Annotated in this window: 28 protein-coding genes; 7 read left to right on the plus strand and 21 right to left on the minus strand. The window is 32.1% G+C overall.

The genetic code is table 11. The annotated features are described in order from the left end of the window. Positions 1–100: 100 nt before the first annotated feature. Positions 101–712, minus strand: a complete 612-nt coding sequence (locus tag E4100_RS08210) for a sugar O-acetyltransferase (RefSeq protein ID WP_135271565.1) — start codon at positions 710–712, stop codon at positions 101–103. A 98-nt stretch (positions 713–810) separates the two neighbouring features. On the opposite strand from E4100_RS08210, the gene E4100_RS08215 reads away from it, so the two are divergent. Continuing rightward, positions 811–2,136, plus strand: a complete 1,326-nt coding sequence (locus E4100_RS08215; protein ID WP_135271566.1) for an alpha-amylase family glycosyl hydrolase — start codon at positions 811–813, stop codon at positions 2,134–2,136. A gap of 24 nt (positions 2,137–2,160) precedes the next feature. On the opposite strand, the gene E4100_RS08220 is transcribed toward E4100_RS08215, so the two are convergent. The 17 genes from E4100_RS08220 to rpsF all read right to left on the minus strand — a co-directional run bounded on the left by E4100_RS08220 (position 2,161) and on the right by rpsF (position 18,439). Continuing rightward, complete coding sequence (locus E4100_RS08220) at positions 2,161–4,149, minus strand: TRAP transporter permease (RefSeq protein ID WP_245196383.1); 1,989 nt, start codon at positions 4,147–4,149, stop codon at positions 2,161–2,163. Positions 4,150–4,151: 2 nt separating this feature from the next. Beyond that, positions 4,152–4,682, minus strand: a complete 531-nt coding sequence (locus tag E4100_RS08225) for a DUF1850 domain-containing protein (RefSeq protein ID WP_135271568.1) — start codon at positions 4,680–4,682, stop codon at positions 4,152–4,154. Continuing rightward, complete coding sequence (locus E4100_RS08230; protein ID WP_135271569.1) at positions 4,660–5,655, minus strand: TAXI family TRAP transporter solute-binding subunit; 996 nt, start codon at positions 5,653–5,655, stop codon at positions 4,660–4,662. Before E4100_RS08230 ends, E4100_RS08225 begins: the two co-directional genes overlap by 23 nt. Before the next feature lie 187 nt (positions 5,656–5,842). Then, positions 5,843–7,120 (minus strand): serine--tRNA ligase, encoded by a 1,278-nt coding sequence (gene serS, locus E4100_RS08235; protein WP_135271570.1) that lies wholly within the window; start codon positions 7,118–7,120, stop codon positions 5,843–5,845. Positions 7,121–7,510: 390 nt separating this feature from the next. Next, positions 7,511–7,831 carry a DUF2087 domain-containing protein gene (locus E4100_RS08240; protein WP_135271571.1) on the minus strand — a complete coding sequence of 107 codons (321 nt, stop codon included), beginning with the start codon at positions 7,829–7,831 and terminating at the stop codon, positions 7,511–7,513. Between the two features lie 216 nt (positions 7,832–8,047). Then, the gene (gene murI, locus E4100_RS08245) at positions 8,048–8,836 is read right to left on the minus strand and encodes a glutamate racemase (protein ID WP_135271572.1); all 789 of its coding nucleotides are present in this window, start codon (positions 8,834–8,836) and stop codon (positions 8,048–8,050) included. Positions 8,837–8,848: 12 nt separating this feature from the next. Continuing rightward, positions 8,849–9,868 (minus strand): PTS sugar transporter subunit IIC, encoded by a 1,020-nt coding sequence (locus E4100_RS08250; protein ID WP_135271573.1) that lies wholly within the window; start codon positions 9,866–9,868, stop codon positions 8,849–8,851. A gap of 16 nt (positions 9,869–9,884) precedes the next feature. Then, on the minus strand, positions 9,885–10,865 hold the full coding sequence (locus E4100_RS08255) for an ATP-binding protein (protein WP_135271574.1): 981 nt from the start codon (positions 10,863–10,865) through the stop codon (positions 9,885–9,887). Further along, positions 10,858–11,925, minus strand: a complete 1,068-nt coding sequence (locus E4100_RS08260) for a DnaD domain protein (RefSeq protein WP_135271575.1) — start codon at positions 11,923–11,925, stop codon at positions 10,858–10,860. Before E4100_RS08260 ends, E4100_RS08255 begins: the two co-directional genes overlap by 8 nt. Beyond that, the gene (locus tag E4100_RS08265; RefSeq protein ID WP_135271576.1) at positions 11,909–12,529 is read right to left on the minus strand and encodes a GNAT family N-acetyltransferase; all 621 of its coding nucleotides are present in this window, start codon (positions 12,527–12,529) and stop codon (positions 11,909–11,911) included. The genes E4100_RS08260 and E4100_RS08265 overlap by 17 nt, the downstream gene beginning before the upstream one ends. A gap of 67 nt (positions 12,530–12,596) precedes the next feature. Further along, positions 12,597–13,937, minus strand: a complete 1,341-nt coding sequence (dnaB, locus tag E4100_RS08270) for a replicative DNA helicase (RefSeq protein WP_135271577.1) — start codon at positions 13,935–13,937, stop codon at positions 12,597–12,599. A gap of 12 nt (positions 13,938–13,949) precedes the next feature. Continuing rightward, positions 13,950–14,396, minus strand: a complete 447-nt coding sequence (gene rplI / locus E4100_RS08275; protein ID WP_135271578.1) for a 50S ribosomal protein L9 — start codon at positions 14,394–14,396, stop codon at positions 13,950–13,952. Next, positions 14,393–16,387, minus strand: coding sequence for a DHH family phosphoesterase (locus E4100_RS08280; protein WP_135271579.1), 1,995 nt, complete (start codon positions 16,385–16,387; stop codon positions 14,393–14,395). The genes rplI and E4100_RS08280 overlap by 4 nt, the downstream gene beginning before the upstream one ends. Before the next feature lie 10 nt (positions 16,388–16,397). After that, positions 16,398–17,348, minus strand: coding sequence for a DUF2232 domain-containing protein (locus tag E4100_RS08285; RefSeq protein ID WP_135271580.1), 951 nt, complete (start codon positions 17,346–17,348; stop codon positions 16,398–16,400). Positions 17,349–17,451: 103 nt separating this feature from the next. Then, a complete protein-coding gene (gene rpsR, locus E4100_RS08290) occupies positions 17,452–17,676 on the minus strand; it encodes a 30S ribosomal protein S18 (RefSeq protein WP_135271581.1) in 225 nt (74 codons plus the stop codon). A gap of 17 nt (positions 17,677–17,693) precedes the next feature. Further along, positions 17,694–18,134, minus strand: coding sequence for a single-stranded DNA-binding protein (locus E4100_RS08295; RefSeq protein ID WP_135271582.1), 441 nt, complete (start codon positions 18,132–18,134; stop codon positions 17,694–17,696). Positions 18,135–18,154: 20 nt separating this feature from the next. After that, positions 18,155–18,439, minus strand: coding sequence for a 30S ribosomal protein S6 (rpsF, locus tag E4100_RS08300; protein ID WP_135271583.1), 285 nt, complete (start codon positions 18,437–18,439; stop codon positions 18,155–18,157). Positions 18,440–18,680: 241 nt separating this feature from the next. Here rpsF and E4100_RS08305 point away from each other — a divergent pair, with 241 nt between their 5' ends. Continuing rightward, positions 18,681–19,115 (plus strand): hypothetical protein, encoded by a 435-nt coding sequence (locus E4100_RS08305; protein ID WP_135271584.1) that lies wholly within the window; start codon positions 18,681–18,683, stop codon positions 19,113–19,115. 143 nt (positions 19,116–19,258) lie between these two features. Further along, positions 19,259–19,825 (plus strand): hypothetical protein, encoded by a 567-nt coding sequence (locus E4100_RS08310; protein ID WP_135271585.1) that lies wholly within the window; start codon positions 19,259–19,261, stop codon positions 19,823–19,825. A gap of 136 nt (positions 19,826–19,961) precedes the next feature. Here the strand turns inward: E4100_RS08310 and E4100_RS09485 are convergent, their stop codons facing one another. Continuing rightward, positions 19,962–20,420, minus strand: coding sequence for a sigma 54-interacting transcriptional regulator (locus tag E4100_RS09485; RefSeq protein WP_135271586.1), 459 nt, complete (start codon positions 20,418–20,420; stop codon positions 19,962–19,964). Between the two features lie 407 nt (positions 20,421–20,827). Between E4100_RS09485 and E4100_RS09610 the strand changes: the two genes are divergently transcribed. Further along, positions 20,828–21,010 carry a transposase domain-containing protein gene (locus tag E4100_RS09610; RefSeq protein ID WP_209315326.1) on the plus strand — a complete coding sequence of 61 codons (183 nt, stop codon included), beginning with the start codon at positions 20,828–20,830 and terminating at the stop codon, positions 21,008–21,010. A gap of 72 nt (positions 21,011–21,082) precedes the next feature. Here the strand turns inward: E4100_RS09610 and E4100_RS08325 are convergent, their stop codons facing one another. Both E4100_RS08325 and E4100_RS08330 read right to left on the minus strand, forming a co-directional pair. Further along, the gene (locus tag E4100_RS08325; RefSeq protein ID WP_135271587.1) at positions 21,083–21,439 is read right to left on the minus strand and encodes a hypothetical protein; all 357 of its coding nucleotides are present in this window, start codon (positions 21,437–21,439) and stop codon (positions 21,083–21,085) included. Positions 21,440–21,444: 5 nt separating this feature from the next. Beyond that, positions 21,445–22,131 (minus strand): hypothetical protein, encoded by a 687-nt coding sequence (locus E4100_RS08330; RefSeq protein WP_135271588.1) that lies wholly within the window; start codon positions 22,129–22,131, stop codon positions 21,445–21,447. 578 nt (positions 22,132–22,709) lie between these two features. On the opposite strand from E4100_RS08330, the gene phoU reads away from it, so the two are divergent. Genes phoU through E4100_RS08345 form a run of 3 tightly spaced genes read left to right on the plus strand, consistent with a single transcriptional unit; the run spans position 22,710 to position 25,089 of the window. Beyond that, positions 22,710–23,360 carry a phosphate signaling complex protein PhoU gene (gene phoU / locus E4100_RS08335; protein WP_135271589.1) on the plus strand — a complete coding sequence of 217 codons (651 nt, stop codon included), beginning with the start codon at positions 22,710–22,712 and terminating at the stop codon, positions 23,358–23,360. Between the two features lie 5 nt (positions 23,361–23,365). Further along, positions 23,366–24,031 (plus strand): response regulator transcription factor, encoded by a 666-nt coding sequence (locus tag E4100_RS08340; protein WP_135271590.1) that lies wholly within the window; start codon positions 23,366–23,368, stop codon positions 24,029–24,031. A 2-nt stretch (positions 24,032–24,033) separates the two neighbouring features. Then, a complete protein-coding gene (locus tag E4100_RS08345) occupies positions 24,034–25,089 on the plus strand; it encodes a sensor histidine kinase (RefSeq protein WP_135271591.1) in 1,056 nt (351 codons plus the stop codon). The last annotated feature ends 54 nt before the right edge of the window (positions 25,090–25,143 follow it).

The raw sequence follows: 25,143 nt of genomic DNA on the forward strand, positions 1-25,143 counted from the left end.
ATAGAGAATATTCTCCTTTCTTTATTGTGGTTTTCCAATTACATTATATCAAAAGGAGAATTATTCTCTATATTTTTATGTTCTTTGTCCAACAATTATTTTACACTAAGTAATCTTCTACATCGAATATTCTGTCTTTAAAATAGTATTTTCTATCTTCTTCTGTGATACTTCTAATAACTTTACAAGGATTCCCTATAGCTACTACATCATCTGGGATATCTTTTGTAACCACACTGCCTGCGCCAATTACGACATTGTTCCCGATTGTCACTCCAGGCAAAACAACTACTGAACCGCCTAGCCAGACATTGTCCCCAATTTTTATGGGTATGCCATATTCATATCCTGAATTTCTTGTATCTGGATGAATTGGATGCCCTGCTGTGAGAATCGAAACATTTGTTGCAAATAGACAGTTTTTTCCTATGGTGACTTTCCCTACATCGAGTATAACTAAATTGTGATTTGCATAAAATCCATCACCGATTTCTATGTTATAACCATAGTCACAATAAAATGGAGGTTCTATGTGAATCCTACCCTTTGTTATGACTATATCTTTGATCATTTCATGTAGTTTCTCTAATTCATCTGGGTATGTGTGATTATAATCATAAATTTTTCTCTTGTTTTTGAGTCTGTCCTCCAATAACCCATCAAAATTTGATTTATATGGAAGTTGATTTAGCATTCTCTCTTTTTGATTCATATTCCCACCCTTTCTTTTCATATTCTTATCATATAATATTTATATGATTTATGCTATAATTATAAATTAATATCATATGATTTGAAAGGAGCTTAGCCATGGCAAAAGATACAGATATTTCACTTAGAAATATGACAATCTATGAAGTATATGTGAGAAATCACTCTGAAAAGGGTGATTTTAATTCAGTAACTAACGATTTAGAAAGGATTAAAAGCTTGAGCATGGATATAGTTTGGCTTATGCCAATACATCCAGTAGGTAAAGTAAATAGAAAGGGTAGCCTAGGTTCCCCATACTCGATTTATGACTATATGCAGATAAATGAAGATTATGGTACATTAAATGATTTTACCAACTTACTCAACAGAGCTCATCAGTTAAATTTAAAAGTTATGATCGATGTTGTTTACAATCATACTTCTCATGATTCAATTTATTTAACCGAAAATCCAGATTTTTACTATAGAAAAAGCGATGGTTCGCTGGGAAACAAAGTAGCTGACTGGTCTGACATCATAGATTTAGATTATGCGAATAGAAAGCTTTGGGACAAACAAATTGAAGCTTTAAAATATTGGGCAAGCCTTGGAGTTGATGGATTTAGATGTGATGTCGCAAGTATGGTGCCAATTGAGTTTTGGCTTGAAGCAAGAGAAAAGTTAAAAGAGATAAATCCTGATATAATAATGCTTGCAGAAACGATTGAGGGTTCATTCTTAGAATATGTAAGAAATCAAGGCATATATGCTGCATCTGATTGCGAAATGTATCAAGCATTTGATATATGCTATGACTATGATACACATGGAGAATTTTTAAAATACCTAAATGGAGAAGCAACTCTTGAGGATTATTTAGAGAAAAAAAGGATACAAGAGTACATCTATCCTGAAAATTATGTTAAATTAAGATACCTTGAAAATCACGACAGGCCGAGAATAGCTTCAATGTTGCCAGAAGATTTGCTTTTACAATGGAGCGCATTTTTGTTCTTTGAAAAAGGGTCCACTCTTATATATGCTGGTCAAGAAGCAAAGGATAAAAAACTTCCATCTTTATTTGACAAAGATCCTGTTGATTGGAGTGGATTAAAGTCAGATTTCCATTTAAAGCTTAAAAAATTTGCTGAACTCAAGAAATTGCCGATTTTTGCAAACGGTAGATATAAATTGCATAATATTGACAAAAAAGGTGTAATTCTTGGGACTTATGTGTTAAATGGTGAGTGGTTATTTGGGGTATTCAATGTAGAGGGAAAAACTGGTAAATTAAAATTAGAATCTCATTCTGAAGGTTATTTTGATATACCAAAAATTGATGATGGAGAATATGAAAATCTATACGACGGTTCTAAAATAATCATCGAAAACCAATCTGTTGAATTAGCTCATAAGCCTATATTATTTAAAGTTGATATTTAAAAAGACTGTGGCAAGCCACAGTCTTTATTCAAAAGCAGGGGGATTTTTTAGTTTATTTCTTTGTAAAAAATATATCACAACAAGTACAATTATTCCAAAAGAATCAGTTAAAATTCCTGGTTTTAACAGCAACAAAGCTGCTGCTAATAATGCAATTCTTTCTATTATATTAGTGTTTTTGATTAAATGCCCTTCAACTGCTGCTGCTAAACAAACTATGCCTATCATAGCACTTAACGCTACTGGCAGAGCTTGAAATACCGATATAAATTGTACTTCTCCTCCTACTACATTTTCTACGAGTATCAGGTGAGGATCTATCGCAAAAATATATGGTACTATAAAGGCGGCAAGTGCCAATTTCACAGCCTGTAACCCTGTTTTCATTGAATTTGCTCCCGCTATCCCTGCTCCTGCATATGCGGCTAATGCAACAGGTGGAGTTATATCTGCTACTACCCCAAAATATAAAATAAACAGATGAGCTGCCATTAGGTTTACATCAAGGGTAACAAGTGCAGGTACTGCCATAGTTGCTAATACAATATATTTTGCCGTTGTAGGTAGCCCCATACCCAAAATAATTGATGCTATCATTGTAAAAAATAATGTGAGAAGTAAATTTCCATTTGCTAGAGTTACTATTATTTCTGCTATTCTTAAGCCTAAACCCGTTAGGGTTACAACTCCAACTATCATTCCCGCACATGCACATGCGCATGCTACTGTTATAGCTCCCTTGGCTCCAGCTTCAAGTGCATCTAAAAAATCTTTGAAAGTAAATGATTTATCTTTTTTAACTATAGCAACTATTATGGCTACAGCTATACTTATAATAATAGCTTTAAAAGCAGCTAATGTTGGAGTATTGCCTGAAACTAAAAATACTATAACTGAAATTAACGGAACCAGTAAATACCCTTTGCTAATAAGTAGTTTTCTTATGCTTGGTAACATTTCTCTTGGCAATCCTTTAAGCCCTAGCTTTGATGCTTCAAGATGCACCATAGTACCCACTGCAAAATAATAGAGTATGGCAGGAATAGCAGCAGCAATTATTATCTTTGAATATGGAATTCCTGTAAACTCCGCCATTATAAATGCAGCTGCACCCATTACCGGCGGCATAATCTGTCCTCCAGTAGATGCAGCAGCTTCTACAGCCCCTGCGAAATATGGTTTATATCCTGTTTTTTTCATCAGCGGAATTGTAAAAGCTCCTGTGGTTACTGTATTTGCAACTGAACTTCCTGATATCGACCCCATAAAGCCACTTGCGACTACTGCAGTCATTGCAGGCCCACTTTTAAAGCTGCCTGTCAATCCATAAGCTAAATCTATAAAAAACTTACCTACTCCTGTTTTATCAAGTATTGCACCAAATAATATGAACATAAATACAAAAGTAGCAGAAACTCCCAATGGTATTCCCATAATTCCCTCTAGACCTAAGTACATGTGAGAGATTATTCTCTCTATTGAAAACCCCCTATGAGCTAACAGTCCAGGCATATATGGACCAAAATACGCATAAATCAGAAATAAAATAGCAACTATTGGAAGTTCAGGTCCTACTGCTCTTCTTGTAATCTCTAATGTAATTAGAATAGCTAGTAGTCCTAATACTAAGTCAATATTTGTTGCACTTCCACCTTTTGCCGCAATAGTATCAGAAAAAACAAATATATAACCGAAAACTACAACTGTCAATATTATATAAATATAATCCAGCAAAGAAGGTTTTTCTTTATTTGATTTTTTGCTAGATGGATAAAGTAAAAACCCCAATACAAATGCAAACATTATGTGAAGAGATCTTTGTTTATACGATAAGAGTGTTCCAAATCCTGCTGTGTAGAGGTGGAATAAGGACATTGCTATAGCAATAGCTCTTGTTATGTTCTTAATATTTCCCCCTAGTTTTCTAAGCTTAGAAGTCTCTTTATCATATGATTCTAATAATATATCTACGTCTAGGTTTTCATCAATGTGAGAACTATCTTTATTCCCCAATTTTATAACCCCCTTGTCAAATATCTTATGAAGCTAATTTTTCTTGAACTGAATTTGATAGCCTGCATTGGAGTTGAAAAATCTGAAAATTTATATTCCTTATTATTTAAAATCACCCTGTGATCTGCTCTAACAGCTCCAGTCCTATAAATCAGTTCTTTAAATTTTTCGTCAATATTATAAATTCTAAAGCCATCTTTTGTTTTTTCGAAGTCATATTTTGTTGTTGCAGGTAAACCTGCTCCATATGATCTAAAAATTGTTTCATTTAAGACTATATATTCTCCATCAATCTCATAGTGTTCCTCAACTTCTGTAAGTTCTACAGAATGAGTATAAGAAATTTCGAAACTATCTTCTTTTAAAATCCATTCTTTTAAAATTTCCCCACTTTTATAATCGCTCACAACTAATAAATCCAAAGGATAAGAGAGTATCATAAATATTACTAATAATAAAATTATTACTAGAAAAGCTCCTCTATTTGAAGAGCCCTTCTTAAAATCATCATTACTTAATTCCCTGTTCAACATAGTATTTTTCAGCACCTGGGTGTAAATCAATTGGCATGCCTTCTAGAGCAGTTTCAAGTTTTATGTCGTTTCCTTTGTCATGTGTATCTATTATAACTTGTCTATTTTCAAAAATTGACTTGGTCATATTGTAAACTAAATCCTCATCTAAATCTTCAGGGACAATCAGCATTGCCATTACAGCAGCTGCAACTACATCTTCAGTTTGATTTCTATAACTGTCCTTTGGTATAGTAACTTCAGTGTAGAAAGGATATTTCTCTTTTAATGATTCAATTTTGTCTTTATCCAAAGATACCAGAACAATATCAGCTGTTTGAGTGACTTCAGTCACTGCTGATGTTGGAATAGCTGCCGTTACAAATGCTGCATCGATTTGCTCATTCTTTAATTGATCACTAGCTTCATTGAAAGACAAGTAATCTGCTTTACCTAAGTCATCATATGTAATCCCATATTCTGCTAGGATTTGTCTAGCATTCACTTCAGTTCCTGATCCAGGTGCTCCAACTGCAACTTTCTTTCCTTTTAAATCTTCTACTGATTTTATTCCGGAATCTTTAGTGGCAATTATCTGAATTACTTCAGGATATAGCATTGCCATTCCTCTTATGTTTGTCACTTTCTCTTTGTCTTGAAAAGTTTCAGTCCCAGTCCATGCATAATAAGTAACATCATTTTGTACAAATCCAACTTCAGCTTCCCCTTGAGATAGTAAATTTATATTCTCTACACTAGCACCTGTAGACTGAGCATTTGCAGTGACTCCTTCGACATTTTCATTAAATATCTTCGCGATAGCTCCTCCCAAAGGGTAATATGTTCCACCTGTTCCTCCTGTTGCAATAGATATAAATATGTTCTCAGGTTTTGATCCAGCATCACCGTTTGTGTCATCTCCACCAGAGCTGCATCCGCCAACTAGGCTTACTATCAATATCATAGCTAATAGTAAAGATAAATTCTTCTTCATAGTATCACTCCTTTTGAATTTTTTATTTTGCTTTTATGCATTTATATGAAAATATTATACAATAAAGTACCTTTAATTGCTATTATTATTTTCGCATTATTGATTTATTTGCAATTTTATTTTTATATAAATTCAAAAAGCTCAGGTGAACAACCTGAGCTTTCTGAAATATTAAATCTATTTAATTTTATTTGCCGTCGATTACTTCTTTTCCATCCATGTATTTTCTTAAAACTTCAGGAACTACGACAGTACCATCTGCTTGTTGATAATTTTCCAAAATTGCTGCAAATGTCCTTCCCACTGCAAGTCCAGAACCATTTAATGTGTGTACATATTCGACTTTCTTATCGTCTTTCCTTCTAAACCTTATATTTGCTCTTCTTGCTTGATAATCTTCAAAGTTACTGCAGCTTGAAATTTCAACATATCTGTTGTAGCTTGGCATCCACACTTCTATGTCATAAGTTTTAGCTGATGAAAAACCCAAATCTCCTGAGCATAGCATGACTACTCTGTATGGAATCTTTAACAATTTGAGTACATCTTCAGCATCTCTTGTCAAAGTTTCTAATTCATCATATGAATTTTCAGGAAGTGCAAATTTAACCATTTCCACTTTGTCAAATTGGTGATTTCTTATAAGACCTCTTGTATCTCTACCTGCAGAGCCAGCTTCCAATCTAAAGCAAGGAGTATATGCAGTTAAATACATTGGCAAATCCTCTTCATCTACTATTTCATTTCTTAAAAGATTTGTCAAAGGGACTTCCGCAGTAGGCACTAAAAAGAAGTCTTTACTTGGCACATAGAACATATCTTCTTCAAATTTAGGCAATTGTCCTGTTCCAATCATGCAATCCCTGTTTACCATATATGGTGTTGCCATTTCTGTATACCCGTGATTTTTAGTGTGTAGATCTAACATGAAGTTTGTGATCGCTCTCTCCAGTCTTGCTCCATCACCTCTAAATACACTAAACCTTGTTCCAGCAATTTTAGTAGCCCTTTCAAAATCAAGTATTCCAAGCTCTGTTCCAATATCCCAATGAGCCTTTGGTTCGAAATCAAAGTTTTTCACTTCTCCTACTCTTCTCATTTCGACGTTGTCTGCGTCGGAACCTCCTACTACCACTGATTCATGTGGTGTGTTAGGGATGTTTAATAGCAATTCCCTAATATCTTCATCTACTTCCTTTACAATTTGATCTAGCTCTTTTGTTTTTTCAGCTATCTCTTTCATTTCCTCTAAAATTTTTGTGGTGTCTTTACCTTCTTTTCTTAGTTTTGGAATTTCTCTAGATACTCTGTTTTGCTCACTCTTTAAGTTTTCAAGCTCAACTAGAGTCTGTCTTCTTTTTTCATCTAAATCCAAAACTTTATCTATCGGGTAATCTCCACCTCTTTTCCCCAATGCTTGTTTTACATTTTCTGCATCCATTCTAATTCTTTTAATATCTAACATTCTATCACCCCTCGTATAAAAAAATAAACTCTCAATCCCAAATCTTAGGGACGAGAGTTACCCGCGTTGCCACCCTAGTTAGCTAAAAGCTCACTCGAATAGAAATTAGTTCAGGGTCGGAAATAAATAATTCCACCTGTCAATTTACACCAGCCATTGACTCTCTTTGAGGTTTTCTTACTCATTATATCCCTTCATCACTATCTGTATTATATTAAATTTAATTATACCATGAGGACTGGCATTGTCAAGGAAAATGTAAAAATTCCACATTGCCAGTGAATTATTTGTGATGAAGTTTTACTTATTTAATGATCAATTATGTTATAATATTTTTCAATTTCAATAAACGGTTCAAGGTATGCATATGTTACTTCACTTGGCAACTCCTTAATGGTTTCCCTTTATCCATAAATCAAAATCGTTTAAACTTAGTGCTTCTTCACTAAGTTTGTATACACTACCTGATTTATCTCTATTTAAAAACCCCATATCATAAAGCAATCTTCTTAAAGTCGCATAGTCATTAAATGTGTGCCAGTTATTTAAAATTTCATTAACTTCACTTTCTTTATATTCTATATGTGGATCAAATTTATCTGATAAATACATCAACACACAAATCAATTTTTTTCTCTTCCTTGGAATTTTTGTTACCTTTTTATCTTTGTCGAGGAATGGAGCTATGATAGCTTCAACTTCAATATTCACTTAGGGTTCCTCCTTAGTCTATTTAAATAATCTTATTAATTCCATTATTTGTTGTATGATAAGTTAATTATAATTGAAGCGATCTCCATGTCTCCTTCATGAATTGTAGATGCTGATTGATCTCTGTTGTAGCCGAAAACATCATTTCCCATATAATTTGTAACCCATTGGAATCACTTCTTCCTTGATAAATAGGTCCCCAACATCACAATCATATTATAAATATGTGACTTTTATCTTCTTAGCTTTCTTCAAATTTAGTTTTTTAAGCACTTTCTTGTATATCTCAACATCTCCGGTTGTATAAATGCTAATGTTTCCTTTACCTTCTGTATTTAACATATCATTGTCTTTTAAGTAATGCTTTACTGCAACAGCTTCATGTATAGCAGGATTAATATAGTTTAAATTAGAATCAATCTTATAAAATAGATCCTCAATTATAGGATAATGTGTACATGCTAAGACAACATTGTAAATGTCTCCAGATTCTTTTATTGCATTTATCCTATCTTTTAAGCACTCTACAGTTTCAAAAGAATCGAATTTACCTTGATCAATAAGTTTAGCTAGCTCCCTACTTTTTATGCTAAAAATCTCCATGTTTTGAGATCTTTCTTTTAGCTTTTTTTCATAAACTTTTTTATTGATAGTAAATTCTGTTCCAAATATTGCAATTTTCCCTATACCGCTTTTTATTATATGATCAATCGTAGGTTCTACTATATCTATTATTGGGTAATTTAACTTCCCTTCAAATTCTTTTGATATCGCTGAAATCGTGTTGCAAGCGATAGCTACCAATTTTACATTCTTCTTTTCTAGGAATTTCAACATCTTCATTGTCAATTCATAAATCTCTTCTTCTTGTCTATTTCCATAAGGTACATTTATATTGTCTCCAAAATAAATGATGTCTTCACTTGGCAGTATTTTTTGTATGGAATCAATTACTGTTAAACCGCCAATCCCAGAGTCTATTACCCCAATGGGTCTTTTGTCCATATTTTTCCTCCTCTAAAGTTGCATGTCTCCCCTTTTAATCCATCCTTTTTTTCTCATCCACTCAGACACTGCAAAAGCTATTATGCCGGGGAGTATAAAATGCATGAGAATTATGGAAGTAATTACATAAGTAGAAGCACCCATAGTTTCTATCATTGCTATTTGTCCAACTAAGCCGCTCGTCCCCATCCCAGCTCCTATCGCACTACTTTCAAGTTTCAAAACAGCCGTGGAAATAGGTCCTAATACTGCAGATGCTACAATTGCTGGTATCCAGATACGCGGATTTTTTATGATATTAGGAATTTGGAGCATTGATGTTCCAAGCCCTTGAGCGACTAGTCCACCCATTTTATTTTCCCTATAAGATGCTACCGCAAAGCCGATCATATTCGCAGCACATCCTACAGTTGCTGCTCCTGCAGCTAATCCAGATAAATTCAGTGACATCGCAAGTGCTGCTGAACTTATTGGAAGTGTGAGTATAATCCCCATTACAACTGAAATAGTTATTCCCATTGGGATTGGATGAAGCTCCGTAAGATTATTTATAAATTCTCCCAGTCCATTCATCATAGCTGCTATATATGGGCTTATGTAATAACCAGTCATTCCACCTACAACTATTGATGTAAGCGGTATCAGTATTATATCAAATTTAGTTTTCCCTCCTACTAATTTTGAAACTTCTGCACCAACTAATGCTGCAACAAATGCTCCTACAGGTTCTCCAGTTTGAATAATTGTAGTAGCTCCATCAAAAATTACTGTATTTGCACCAATGGCTCCTGTAACAGCTGCTGCAAATATCCCAAGTGGAGGTGCACCTATGCTGTATGCTACTCCTACTCCAATCGCAGGCCCCATAAGCTTTTGTGCAATATTGCCAAATACAACAAGTTGTTCGATACCTGTATATGTTCCTATTTGTTTTATTATCAGTCCTATTAGAAGTGAAGCAAAAAGTCCTTGCGCCATTCCATTTAAAACTTTAACAAAATAATTTTGTACTGAAGAACCTTTATTCGCCATTTCTTTCCCCTTTCAATTATTCCCATCTTAAATCTTTTCCATAAAATTTAAGTGGTAAAAATTTATCTGATATTCTTGAAAAAACTCTATCTGTATAAACCGATGAAAGTTCATTTGGTGTCAAATTTGTCGATATTATAGTCTTTTTATTTTTCAATATTCTAGTGTTTACTATATTGAAAATCTCAGCATTTGTAAAAGTATTTGTTATCTCTGTCCCTAAATCGTCTATTATAAGGAGATCGCATTCAAATAGAAGATTATACTCAAACTCGCTCATTTCACTCATTTCAGCCCTAAATCTCCTATTGCTCAATAGTTCCAGTATTGTGAAGGCCGTTTGATATATTACTATTTTATTCTTGTCTAATAGCGCTTTAGCAATACAACTGCAAAGATATGTTTTCCCCAGTCCTGTCGTGCCATAAAATAGCAAGTTAGGTGCATTTGGTTTATCAAAATCCGCTACAAAACTCTCTGCAATGCTCAATATATCAAGCATATTCTCCCTAGGAGTGAGCTTTTCATCTTCAAATGGTTCATTGCTAAATACATTTATGTCAAAGTTCTTAAAATTCTCTTTTTCTAATATAGTTTCCAAATTGGACATCTTATATGCTCTGTTTATGAGGGATTGCATTAAACAATGACATTTGTTCCCATCTTCAAGATATCCTGTGTCTTTGCATTTATCACAGTCGTATTTTAATTCCAAATAATCTATTGGGATATTTGCCTCACTTAATATATAGGCTTTTTCCATCTTTAGCTTATCAATTTCTTCCTTTGTTTTTTGAACTATTTTTTCATTATCATCAGGATTTGATAGAATTTCTTTTGCCATTTTTAATGATGTCAGTTTTATTTTGTCGTCTATTTCTTTTACTTTAGGTATCATTTTGTAGATTTTGTTTTGCCTTGTTATGAGCGACCTCTTGTTTTTATCTCTCTTTCTTTCAAATTCCTCTTCTATCTCTTTAAACAGGGGATTAGCCATTTACATCACCTTTTGTATTTTTTTGATAGTTCTCTCTTTTTTTCTTAAATATCTCTTCTAACTCTTCTTTAGTGTAGTTATTGCTCCTCTGTTCAAAATTGTGAAATCTATTTTGAGTTTTTTTGTTTTTATTGGCAGAGTTCACCTTCACTTTTTCTTTTACTTCTTTTTTATCAAACTGATCAATATCTTCTACTGTTTTAAACCCTTTCTTATGCCAATCGGTGATCACTCCGTCTATGTATTTTACAGTAGGATACATCACATTACTTGCTTTTTCACACCCTTTTAACACAACTTCTAACGAATATCCATATTCATCAAACCATTTGTTTATTAGTTTAAAATCGCCTACATTAACTCCTTTATGTGACAGCCCCAATGCTTTCATGACCTTTTGATATCTATAGTATTTTTCATCTTCGTTTTTAAAATAATCAATTACTGAATCGATATTTGTAAGTCCCAAGTCATACCAATTTCTAATGATACCCTCAACGTACTTTATACTTCTCTTTCCCTTTATTTCACAAGAATAGTTAAAAGCTTTCTCAATGACATCTGGATTCATATTGTATTCCTTTATCCATCTTATTATTTCCATTTTTTCTGTTGGTTGAAGACCCCTATGCATCAAATAATCTATATTTGTAAACATATTGTTTATTGATGGTATTTGATTAGCTTCAATGACTTCTTTTTCTAATACATTTTCTTCTTTTTCTTCCTTATTCTTCTTAAAGTTGTTTTTAATATATAGCTGTTTTAAATTTAGAAATGTGACTTTATGGTTTACTCCCTCGCCTTCTTTTTTAATAATACCCTTACTCTCCCAAAAATCCCAAGCTCTTAGTACATCTTCTAGCGGAATGTCTAAATGCTTTGCAATAGTTTTATTATTTACCTCTATGTTTAAATCTCTATCATGAGCGTATTTATATCCCAACAGGTAAACTTTTACATATGTCCCATTTGCCATGGGCATAAAATCATTTAAAAATATATTTTCTATAGGAGTATCCCCTAAGTCCATATCAGTTGTTTCAAGCGTAAAATCCATCTTTCTCCCCATCCTTAAATAGACTAAAAAACTTATGTCTAGTCAATTTCATCCTGAATATCTGTTGATATATTATACCATCTTCTATCACAAAAGCATCTCTTTTTTCCACGAAATATGGATTTCTTATATCTAAACTCTGCTCAGGGAAAACATCTAGATAATATGCTATTTTTTGAAAGCCTATCTTTTGATATAGATGATATGCTCTGTCATTAAATTCTGCCACTTCTAAGTATAGTGTTAGCATTTTCATCTTCCCAAAATAATATGGTAAAAATGTCATGAATGTTTCCGTGCCATACCCCATGTCTAAAAAATTAGGATCAAACACTATCCCAAGATATGCACTTCTAAATATGTATTTCTTGTCCTTTATTCCGAAATACCCTATTAAAATTCCATTTTCATTTCTCACACTATAATAGTGATTTCTAAGAGGCTTTGTCTTTATATTGTACCATTTCTTAATATCTGAATCGGTTCTGAAAGGGAAATTGTAATCAGCTAATAGCACATTTTCATGTTTTCCCCAATTGACCATCTCATATACATCTTCTAGCTTTAAATCTTCAATGGTTATTCTTTTGCCTTTAAGCTTCATATTAACCTCCAAAAAAGCTTCGAAGTTCCCCCCGAAGCCTTTAATAAGTCACAAATAATTAATGCTTTTATTGGCCATCCATGTACCTTTCTAGATTTAAAAACTTCGTATACTCTTTCTTAAATGCTAGTTCTACTTTTCCTGTAGGTCCATTTCTGTGTTTTGCTATGATTATTTCCCCGATATTTTTCTTTTCCGAGTCTTCATTGTAATAGTCATCTCTATATAAGAATAATACTACATCTGCATCTTGTTCGATTGCTCCAGATTCTCTCAAGTCTGAAAGTATAGGCCTATGATCAGATCTTAATTCAGGTGCTCTTGAGAGCTGAGATAAAGCAAGTACTGGGCATTCCATCTCTTTTGCAATTGCTTTTAATCCTCTTGATATAGCTGAAATTTCTTGTTGCCTATTCTCAGATTTAGAATCAGTTTCAACTAATTGCAAATAATCTATTACAATTAGGTCAATGCCTTTCTCTACTTTCATTCTCCTGCATTTAGCTTTCATTTCCATTAGCGATATACCTGCAGTATCATCAATAAATATGTTCATCTTAGAAAGTGGAGCCATAGAGTTTACTACTTGGATCCACTCATCTTCTGATAAATTTCCACTTATTATTTTCTGCAAATCTACATGAGCTGTAGAACTGATTATTCTTTGGGCAAGTTGTTCTTTAGACATCTCTAGCGAAAATATAGCTACATTCGCTCCACCTTTTATAGCTGCATTTGTTGCAATATTTATTCCCAAGGCAGTTTTTCCCATAGATGGTCTAGCTGCAAGCAAAATCAAATCTGATTTTTGAAGTCCTGATAGCTTCAAATCAATATCTGTAAATCCTGTAGTAAGTCCTGTTAATTCGCCTTTTTTAGCTGCTCTCTCTTCAATCTGAGAAAAACTCCTCAAAAGCACTTCATTTATAGGGTAAAACCCTTTGTTGTGTACCCCTTGAGTAATGTCAAATATGTCTTTTTCTGCCTTCTCCAATATGAGATTGACTTCTTTATTGTCTTGGTAAGCAAGACTCATTATCTCATCACTTGATTTAATAAGTCTTCTAAGGATTGATTTTTCTTTTACTATTTCACAATAATACTTTGTATTTGCAGCTGAAACAACAGAAATAGATAAATCTGCGAGGTAAGAAATCCCCCCAACACTTTCTAGAGTTTGTCTCTTCCTAAGTTCTTCAGACAAAGTCACTAAGTCTACTGGTTCGTTTCTATTGTATAGTGAAATAATTGCTTTAAAAATCTCTTGATTTACTTCTTTATAAAAGTCTTCAGGCTTTAATATCTCTAGTGCAGTATTTACCGCCTCTTTGTCTAAGAGCATAGCTCCTATAACTGATTCCTCAGCTTCAGTGTTATTTGGAGGAATTCTTCCTAATGTTGTGTCCAAATTTTACCACCTCTACAGTGCAACTGCATTTATCTTAAGCTTAGCTACAATATCTTGATATAGCTTTACTTCTGCTTCAAATTCGCCTAATGATTTTATGTTTTCCTTTAATTCAATTTTTCTCTTATCTATGTCTATGCCATGTTGTTCTTTTAAGTTGTTTGCTATGTCCAATGCTGTGATTGAGCCAAATAGCCTCCCTTGGCTTCCTGTCTTAACTTTCAATGTGACAGTTAGATTTTCTAATCTTTCTTTCATTTCATTTGCAGATTCAATTTCTTGTTGAATCTTTTTTGCCTCATCCTTTTTTCTTTCTTCCCATTTCTTTAAATTTTCTTCATTTGCTTCAACAGCTAAATTTTTAGGAAAGAGAAAATTTCTAGCATATCCATCTTTTGAATTAACTAAATCTCCTTCTTTACCTAACCCTTTTACATCTTTTAATAAAATTACTTTCATTTCTCATCACCCTCTTGTAAGTATTTGTCTATAGTTTCTATTAGGATTTTTTCCGCTTCTTCGATTGATACATTATGGAGTTGAGTGCCTGCACTTGTCAAGTGCCCTCCTCCACCAAGTTTTTCTAGTATAAGTTGAACACTTATATTCCCTAGGCTTCTGCCCGAAATATGAATGCTGTCTTTTAGTTTAGACAATACAAATGAAGCTTCAACATTGTTTATATTTAAAAGCTCATTTGCTGCTTGTGCAGCTATCAATATTGAATCGTCCATAGTTTTTTCAAGTCTTCCAATGGCGATCGAGTCATGGACTAACTTAGCAGACCTTATGACTTCTGCTTTGTTTATAAATGTATTGAAATCATCTCTAAAAAGTTGTTTGACCACTAAAGTATCTGCTCCCGCTCTTTTGAGTATAGAAGCAGCCTCAAAAGTTCTAACTCCTGTTTGGAAAGTAAAGTTTTTAGTGTCTACTGTGATTCCTGCGAGAAGTGCCTCTGCTTCAAATTTAGTGATTTTGTTCTCATACCCCATGTATGAGATTATCTCAGTAACAAGCTCTGATGCACTTGATGCATACGGTTCGATATAAACTAACATAGAATCATCCATGAACTCTGCGCCTCTCCTGTGATGATCTATCACTACAATCTTTGACATAGAATCTATCATTTCTATCGATTCTGCCAAACTAGGTTTGTGATTATCCACACTTATCAACAAATCATTTTCTCCGATCATTTCTAAAGCGTTTTGTGTAGATATTAATCTTTCCATGAGTTCAGGACTTTCAGTTTGCATCAAACTAATCATATTCTTTATAGAAGGATTATCTTCATTAAATATTATATAACCTTCTTTTTTATTTTCAACTACACCCCTTAAAGTGCCAAAAGCAGAACCCAGTGCGTCCATGTCAGGATTTTTATGACTCATTATAAATACTTTGTCGCTTTGAGTTATGAGTTGTTTTAAAGCATCCGCCATTACTCTTGCTTTTACTTTGTTTCTCTTCTCCACAGCTTTAGATTTTCCACCAAAGAACTCAAATCCACTTCCTGTATTTACTACTGCCTGATCTCCACCTCTACCCAAAGCCACATCGATAGATGCTCTAGCATCTTTATAAGAATCAAGTAAACCCTCCTGTTTTTGACTAGCTCCAATACTTAGAGTTATAGGGATTGCATTTCCCATTTTCAATTCTCTTAATTGATCTAAAAGTGCAAACCTGCTTTGTTTTATTTTCTCGAAATCCACTTGATTTATGACAATCATGTATTTATCGCTTTCGTATTTTCTCACAAGTGCATTGTGCTGATTAAAATACTCATTTACCATTCTATCGATTTCAGCCATTAAGATTGGTCTATGTGTATCAGGAGTTGAACTTTTTATATCATCATAATTATCAATGAAAGCTAAAATTATAATCGGTCTTTCATTTCTATACGCTCTCGATAATTCGATAAAATCAGTATTATCTACCCAGTACAGTATTGTGAGGTTTTCTTTGTCATTTTGTCTCTTGTTTTCCAAAAAATTTGGAAACACTTTATAATATCTATTTTTAAATTCTATGTCTATTGGTTCATTTTCCTTTGCGCTCTTTAGTAAATTTATATTAAAAAGAGGTACCAAGTCAGTAAGAGGTCTGTTAAGTAAATCCTCTTCCTGTGATAGATTTAAAAAAGGTGTATTGTACCATGTGACTTTCCCCAATTCGTCTATAAATATCATAGGAAATGGCATATTAAATATCGCATGTTTTGTAGCTGAATCAAAAGTGTTCGATAATTCTTCAATAGCTCTTTTAAACAAGAGGTTTGTATCTTCGATCAATTTAAAACTATAATACACCATATACCCAATGAATAAAGCCATGATAAAGCTTATTATTGGCTGATAAAACAACATGATTATCATAAAAGCCAAGGATATAATGATGTAAATGTATAAATCTTTCCAAGAGAACAGTTTGTCTTTCATAAAATACCTCCTATGACTTTCTAGGCCTTTTTAGTTTTCTCAAATCAAATATCATGTCGATGCAGCCTAGAATAGTAATTGGCGTCAACAACGGTGCTAATAAAACGATCAAAACTATTAAAATAGCTCTTAAAAAAGTCTTCGTCTTTCTCTTCTTTAAGAAAAAATCTACCACACTAAGTCCTTGCAATATAAAAATTAGTCCCAATACCGCAGTCAAGTTGATCAATAAAACATCGTATGTTACACCATCTATGTTTCTAAGGATGAGCATGAGAATAAATACACTGAACACTCCTATGCCAAAGTTTGAAGGCACGCTAAATCTACTAAAAGGAGCAATTTCTCGAATCCCTATCCCCAATTTTCTCAAGGTGTATTTTGCTATATTATAGTTTATATACCCAATGGCGAGTGCATATACAATCAATATGCTAGGAAGTATCTGTAGTATGTAATTGTAAACATTCTCTTGAGTGATTTTAAAATTTTCTATAACTTCTTGCTCTAAGTTCATGCTTTCTAAAATATCTATCTGTGTTGCCAATTGATTATCTAAAAACTGTTTTAATTGATGAGTAAAATCCAACTCACTTCCCGCAGTAAGTGCATTTAAAGAAATCAAAAGGCACAAAAAAAGCACGAGTGAAGATATTAGAATTACATCTTTAGGTTTTTTTCTAAGTTTTATGGCATAGCTAAACACTATGGACATAGGTAGTATTTGAATTAATATCATCAATCCATAAAATCTATCAATTAAAATTAACACTAGTAAAGCTATTATAAGAGATATAATTGATTCTTTAAAACTGTATTTAATAGAAAAAACACAAGCAACTGCAGGTATTAAAAAAATCAAATTCCCAAATGCAAATCTCGAAAGCATAGCAATAAGTAGAATAATTATGATCTCTAAAATCAGTTCTATATTTATTTTTTTCTGTGTCTCGTTGTTCAAAATATTCACCTCAAAATTATATGTACTACTTATTGATTATATTATATTAGTAGAATAAATAAAAGCATAATTCAATTATAAAAAAAGAGAGGCTCGCCCTCTCTTAGTCTTGAGTGTATGGCAACAAAGCAACTTGTCTTGCCCTTTTGATGGCAATTGTAAGTTCTCTTTGATGCTTTGCACAGTTTCCTGAAACTCTTCTAGGTAATATCTTACCTCTTTCAGTGACATATTTTTTAAGTTTGTTAACATCTTTATAGTCTATATGTGATGATTTATCAGCACAAAAAGCGCAAACTTTTTTTCTTGGTTTATATCTTCTTTGCATCTTTTCCCCTCCTTTGACTAAAATGGGATGTCGTCATTGTCGGTAGGATGAAATCCATCAATTCCATTAAAAAAGTCGTCATCATCATTTGAAGGAGTGCTTTGTTTATTTGCATTATCTCCCCACTCTAAAAATTCAACACTATTTGCAACTACTTCAGTAATATATCTTCTTGTTCCATCTTTTGCTTCGTAGTTTCTAGTTTGAATTCTTCCTGAAACACCTACTAGTTTACCTTTTGTAAGGAAATTCGCACAGTTTTCAGCAACTTTTCCCCATACGACTATATTTATAAAATCTGCAGTTGGCTGATTTTTTAATTCCATTTCGCTCTTTTTCTCTCTCGAAAGTCCTTTGTCAACAGCTAATGTAAATGTGGAAACAGCAGTACCAGTATTAGGTATATATCTCAACTCTGGATCTTTTGTAAGCCTACCAATCAATACAACATTATTCATGTATTTCACCATCCCTTGGTTTACTCTTCAATTTTAGTTATCATATGTCTCATAATACCTTCTGAAATCTTAGAAACCCTGTCTAATTCCTTAGCAATATCTGGACCAGCTTCAAAGTTTACTAATACATAGTACCCTTCAGCATAATCATCGATAAGGTATGCAAGCTTTCTTAAACCCCATTCATCAATAGTTTCAACTTTACCATCTGTTTCAACGATACTTTTTAGCCTATCCATGACGGTATTTCTTTTCTCTTCTTCATAATTAGGGTAAAAGATTAACATCATTTCATACTTTCTCATTTTTTCACCTCCTTATGGACTATCGGCTCTATCTATATAATAGAGCAAGGAACACTTACATAGTATAACACAACACATATTTTACTGCAAATAATTTTTTGCCTGTGATAGTATCTTGCTTGTGTTTTTGTTTTGATAATGATATTTTGTATATATAATCTAACATAGTTTTTAAATACATATATTTATATCCATTTTATTAAATCGTAATAAAAACGAGGGAAGGAGGTTTGTGGGTATTATGACTAAGCTTAAAAATTTTTTAATAGCAACTTGCTTGATTTGTCTATGTGTTGGTTTATCAGCTTGTAACAATTCAGAAAGTGATTCTGATATATCGGAACTATCGCCAGCAGATATTACAGAAGCATTTTTCTCTGCTTTTGAAAGCTCTGATTATGAAACAATGAAATCATATTGTACAGAATCATGTATTGAAGATTATTTTCATGGTGATAATGTATTTGGCATGATATGGGCAAAAGCAGTAAATATTGAAAAAGAACCCGTAGTTTCAGAATATCAAGAAAATAAGGTTTTTATTTTGGTTAGTGTTGAAATGGAAACTGCAAAAACTTCAGCCTTATATCCAGAGTCAGAAACATCTTTTTTTGTTGTGTTAGAAGAAGTAGAAGAAGATTCTTTTCTTATTGATGGTTTTGTAACAGGCTTGTAGTTGGTTTGTATTAAATGGAACTATGAAAAACTCGTAAAAAGACCAAAATTGATTAATATAATTATGATCTCGAAAAAATTTTAGTTAATCATCATACAATAATGGATACATATAGTTTCACGCTAAGATGGGGGTATGAATAAATGAGGAAAAAAATACTACTTATAATTTTAGTCTTACTAATATTAGTTTTATTTCTTAGGGCTAATTATAATCAAAAATTAGATACCGAAGAATATATATCTCTTGAGTTGTATAGTCATTATGCAGCATTAACTCAAATTGTATATGATATTGGAACATACACCAACGATGATACTTACAATATTGATGAATTTAATATTAGTCGTTTATTATATGCATCAAGAAACTTTGAACTTGCTTTGAACAGTTATGAGAATGCACTTAGTAAGAGTAAAGTTCCAAAAGAAGCTGTATATAGTCGAGGCAGCATCATGTCTTTGTTAAATAATTATTATGATTTCTTTGTAGATTCAGTAAGTGTAATTAATGAAATAGACTACGATACTTTAAATATAGTAAAAAATGATCTTGAAAAATGGTTTTTATGGATAGAAGAAAATTACATTACTACAGATAAAGATGGCTATTATGTTAACGAAATGTATACTTATGAAGATATGGTTGAAAGTGGGCTAATAGATGAACTTGTCTTAGGAGATTATCAAAGAATAGAAAGATTAAGATAATATCAATATAAAGGACTAACTCAAAATGAGTTTACTCAGCTATTTTGAGTTAGTCCTTTATATAATTAATATTATTTTCCTCTTATTTGGTGGTATGCCTTTACCTTTCGTAGAAAATTTTATCGTGATTGTTGTTTTATATTGATTTTATAAAAGGTGCGTCTTCTGATATGGTTTTAGATTCAATAGCAAATTGATACATTAGTTCTGCAAACATGGATTTCCCTACACCAGTTTCACCTAAAAGTAAAGTATGTAAACCCCTAGGTGGATACATTATAGTAGCCTTCGCTTTTTGTATTGGTACATTTAAACTTTGATTGACTCCAACCATTTTATCTAAACTATTATTTGTATCTATTAAATGTACATTTCTATTATATATTTTTTTATTACTATCTGTTTTAGATTTATAGAGAACAGTTCTTCCATCTATTTTTTCTAATTTACCTTTTCTATACAATATGTTTAAATATCTACTAATATTAGATCTGTCCGTTTCTAATATAGAAGCTATGTCAGTAGCAGAAACTCCTTCTCCTTTTTCCTTTTCTAGATATGTTAAAGTTTCAAAAACCTCATCTATCCTACTCAAATATACCACCTTCTTTACCCAACAATAAAAGATATTCCTTATAATAAGATTACATATATTATACCAAATAAAATAAAACCTGTCCTCATAATTGAAAACAGGCTTTTGATTTGGCTAAGTTTGACCCTTACTTATATTTTTTTAAAAATTCACAAGCTAGTCACCAAACCTTTATTTTATGCAATAAAAAACTCCACCAAATTTCTCCTTTGGATTCCTTCTTTTCTTATTTTATTCTTCTAAGTATTATTTACTCATGTTTAGATACCTCTTTTCCAATTCTATCTCATTTATCAGCATTTTGTTTATGACCTTCAAATAGGGCATCCATCTTAGGAATCACTTCATGGTTTATTTTAGTGTTTGTTTTTTTGATTTCATTTTTTTATCTTAAATGAAAGAAAAAAATAGAAAACTTTAATCTAGATCCTTTCCCAAGAAAGGCTAATAATCTAAACCCATTTTATTATTTAAAATATCTATTTGAAAAATTACCTAATATAGACCTAAATAATATGGAAGAATTGGATCAACTACTTCCTTGGTCAGATTCAATTCCTCTAAATTGCAAAATTCCTAACAAAGAATAGTATATAATACAGCCCATATCTTTAAAAGGTGTGGGTTATTTTACGCTTACCTCTCAACATTCAATAGTGAACCTATTTTTTTATACTAGTAAATATTTGTCTATTCATTAATTTGGGATTAACTATATTTATATATATAAGATATTCAATAACTACTAATAATGAACTATAAACATTTCCAATATATCTAGAGCCGTATTTCATTGTTATATAAACTAGTACACAATACATTAATTCAAATAAGGTGTTTTTAACTCGCTGTGATGAATTTTTTTCTTTAAAAGTGTTTATTGCCATAAATAAAGCAGATATAAATATTAAAACTAACACTATTTTTGAAAATAATGGTGAGTTTATAAATAAATAAAAACTTATCATCAGAGCTGTATAGATTGTAATTGGCTGAAATATTTTATTATTTATAGACATTATCATCACCAAGTACCATCAACATATACTGGGAATAGTCCATCCCATTCTAGCCCAATATAAACACCTTTTTGTAACATTACAGCTCTCATTACAAGATAAGCAAATCCTGCTCCACTTACATATCCAACAATCGTACCTATAGCTGTTCCAACGGGACCCCCAATAGCTGTTCCTAAACCTGCTAACGCTGCTACTATTGCAGCAGGTCCAATTTGAGCAGCTGCAAGGAAATAAGTTTGTACTTCTTCAAGTGTAAAATAGATTTTCCAATCTTCAACAAACACTTGTGGTTCTATTGTATTTCCAGTTTTAGTAATATCTTTTGATATCGCTTCACTTATCTTACGTTCATTAGCAACACCAGGATTGTTTTTACTAAATATTAGGATTTCATTAAACCTTTCCATCTCTACATCTGTAAACCCAGCTTTTTCTTGTATTTCACTTAATGATTTATCAACTTTTAAAACACCTGAGCTATTTAATGAGAATTCATCAAAAACTTTTGTTAACTTATCTAAATAAACCTTATCATCTTGATCTAAATAATCTTCAATATAAATCTCAGCACTTAAAAGTTTTATATTTTCTTTTTCATGTAAAATTTCAGCTTGTGCAGTCACTGGTATTGTTGTAGTAAATACCAGTAAAATTGACATAAACATACTTGATAATTTTACTTTTCTCATAAAACATTCCTCCATATTAAATTCTTTTAAAGTTATACAGTTTTTTATACCTCTTTTAAATCACTATTACAATCAGTCCTCCTTCCATTTATAATAATTAGCTCGTTGCAGAACTCTACAACTCGCATATTTACTGCCTCTTTATGTATTGAAATGGCTAGATTCCTCCCTTTTTGGGTATATTCATAATATAAAGTTGTGTATAATTCAAAACAGAAAGGAGAATCTTATGCCAGTTTCAGCTAAGCAATTCAGCATTGACGAGTAAACTTTTTTTACATTACTTGTTACCTTCATTATTAATTTATAATGTACAGAATTTTCTGAAATATAAATTCTACCATTAATTGAAAAAACGATGCTTTAATTGCTTGAACAACTAATTTTATTTTTTTCATAAAGTACTTTTACTTTACCACCACCTTCGGTGTTTTTCAATTAAGTTGTCGCATTTTGTAGTTATTCTATGATAATATCAATTTTTACATTAATTTTACCTCATTTTTATCAAAAATTTTGGTAAGTATGGTTTTTTTCAATTATAATAGTGGTATAAATCATAAAAAGGGATGATAATTATGAGGAGTAAATTTGACCAAGAACTCGAAAGATTAAATGAAGAACTAATTGAAATGGGAAATTTAATAGAAAGTAGAATTGAGGCGGCTGTATCTGCGCTTGTGAATCAAGATGTAGAACTCGCTACCAGAGTTGCAAATGGTGATAAAGAAGTAAACGACAAAGAAAGAGATATAGAAGATTTATGTTTGAAATTAATCCTTCAACAACAGCCCGTCGCAAGAGATTTAAGGCTTATATCATCAGCATTAAAAATGATAACAGATATGGAAAGAATAGGAGATCAGGCTGCTGATATATCTGAATTAACTATACGAATGGCAAATGAAAAATACTTCAAAGAATTAATTGATATACCTCAAATGGCTGAAGCGACTATCTACATGGTTAGAGAATCCATAAACGCATTTGTAAATCGCGACGTAGATAAAGCAGTAGAGATAATTTACTATGATGATAAAGTGGATAAATTATTTGATATGGTAAAGAATGAACTTATAGAATATATAAGGGATCAAAAGTATTCAAGTGAACAATCAGTTGATTTTATTTTAATTGCAAAGTATTTCGAAAGAATAGGAGATCATGCACAAAATATTGCTGAATGGGTTTATTACGCTATAACTGGCGAACATTTTAGTTGGAGTTGATTTATTTGAACTTAATTTATATAGTGGAAGATGATGAAGGGATAAGAGAATTGGTCACATATGCTCTGAAAAAAGAAGGTTTTGAAGTAGTTGGCTTTGAAAGCGGAAAAGAGGTTTTTGAACAGAAACCTCCTGATTTATATATATTGGATATAATGCTTCCAGGCGAAGATGGGTATACAATTCTCAAGAAAATTAGGACTATGGTGTCCACAAAAGATATTCCAGTAATCATGCTTACTTCAAAGACAAGCGAGTATGACAAAGTAAAAGCACTGGATATGGGTGCAGATGATTATATTGAAAAACCTTTCGGTGTAATGGAACTCATATCCCGTGTGAAAGCGGTATTGAGGAGATATATAGGCTTAAATAAAGATTCTGTGTTAAAAAGTGGCAATCTAACTTTAGATGTTGAAAAGCATGAAGTAAGGGTAAATGATAAAGAAGTATATTTAACTCTAAAAGAGTTTGATTTACTGTATTATCTAATGAAGAACATGAATATTGTTTTATCTAGAGATCAAATCATGAATGAAGTCTGGGGCTTTGATTTTGAAGGAGAAACTCGGACTGTAGATGTTCATATAAGGACTTTGCGTATGAAATTAGGTGAAGCAGGAGAAAGTATACAAACAGTAAGAGGCGTGGGCTATAAATTCGGAGGTTAGTTATGGAAAAGAGAATATTTAAGTACCTAACAATAATTGTAATAGCCACTTTGATTGTCACGACACTTGTACTTGATGTGTTGTTTTATGAGTATTTCACAAATATGGGAAATTATGACTTAACTTTTGGCGAAATCTTTACAGCAAGTCTACCTCCTATGGTAGCGATACTAGTTTTAATACTTGTGGTTTTATATATGCTATCAACTAAGATATCTAAAATAATACTATCACCTATTAAAAATGCTGCTGACAATATTGAAAGCATTTTATCAGGAGAAGAAGTGGAAGATGTAGAAATTTACCCTGAAATCAAACCATTTGTCGAAACAATAAATAGACAAAAGAAACAAATCGAGCTTGTCATGAACAACTTAAAAGAAGCTGAAAAAATAAGAAGAGAATTTACTGCAAATGTTTCCCATGAGCTTAAAACTCCTCTGACTTCAATAAACGGATATGCTGAAATGATTGCAAACGGAATGGCTGAAGGAGAAGAAGTTAAGAAATTTGCTGGTATAATACAAAAGGAAGGTACGAGGTTACTTACACTTATAGAATCCATTTTGAACCTTTCTAAGCTAGAAGACGAGTCAGTTGAAAAGACATATGAAGAAATCGACCTATATGAGACCATAAAAGATGTTGTACACAAATTGAAGCCTCAAGCTGCATCTCACAAAGTAAATTTAGAAGTTGATGGAGAAATAACCCATGTGAAGGCAAATAAGAGAATGATCGAAGATTTGGTGTATAATCTCATTGACAACGCTATAAAATACAATGTGGAAAATGGAAATGTTTTAGTTTCAGTTAAAAATGAAGAAAATAATGGATTAATTTCTGTAAAAGATACTGGAATAGGGATACCTCAAGAAGAACAAGACAGGATATTTGAAAGATTTTATAGAATAGACAAGTCAAGATCTAAAAAAATTGAAGGCTCTGGCCTAGGGCTTTCGATTGTTAAACACATTGTTGAATATCACAATGGTTCTATTACATTGGAAAGCGAAGTCGGTAAAGGTACTACAATCACAATAAAACTTCCAAAATAAACTTAATATTTTATAAGTTTGAATAAGATAAAAGCTCTTATGGTAATTAAACAT

This window comes from Soehngenia longivitae (assembly GCF_004684055.1).
In the GTDB taxonomy this organism is placed as follows: Bacteria; Bacillota; Clostridia; order Tissierellales; family Tissierellaceae; genus Soehngenia; species Soehngenia longivitae.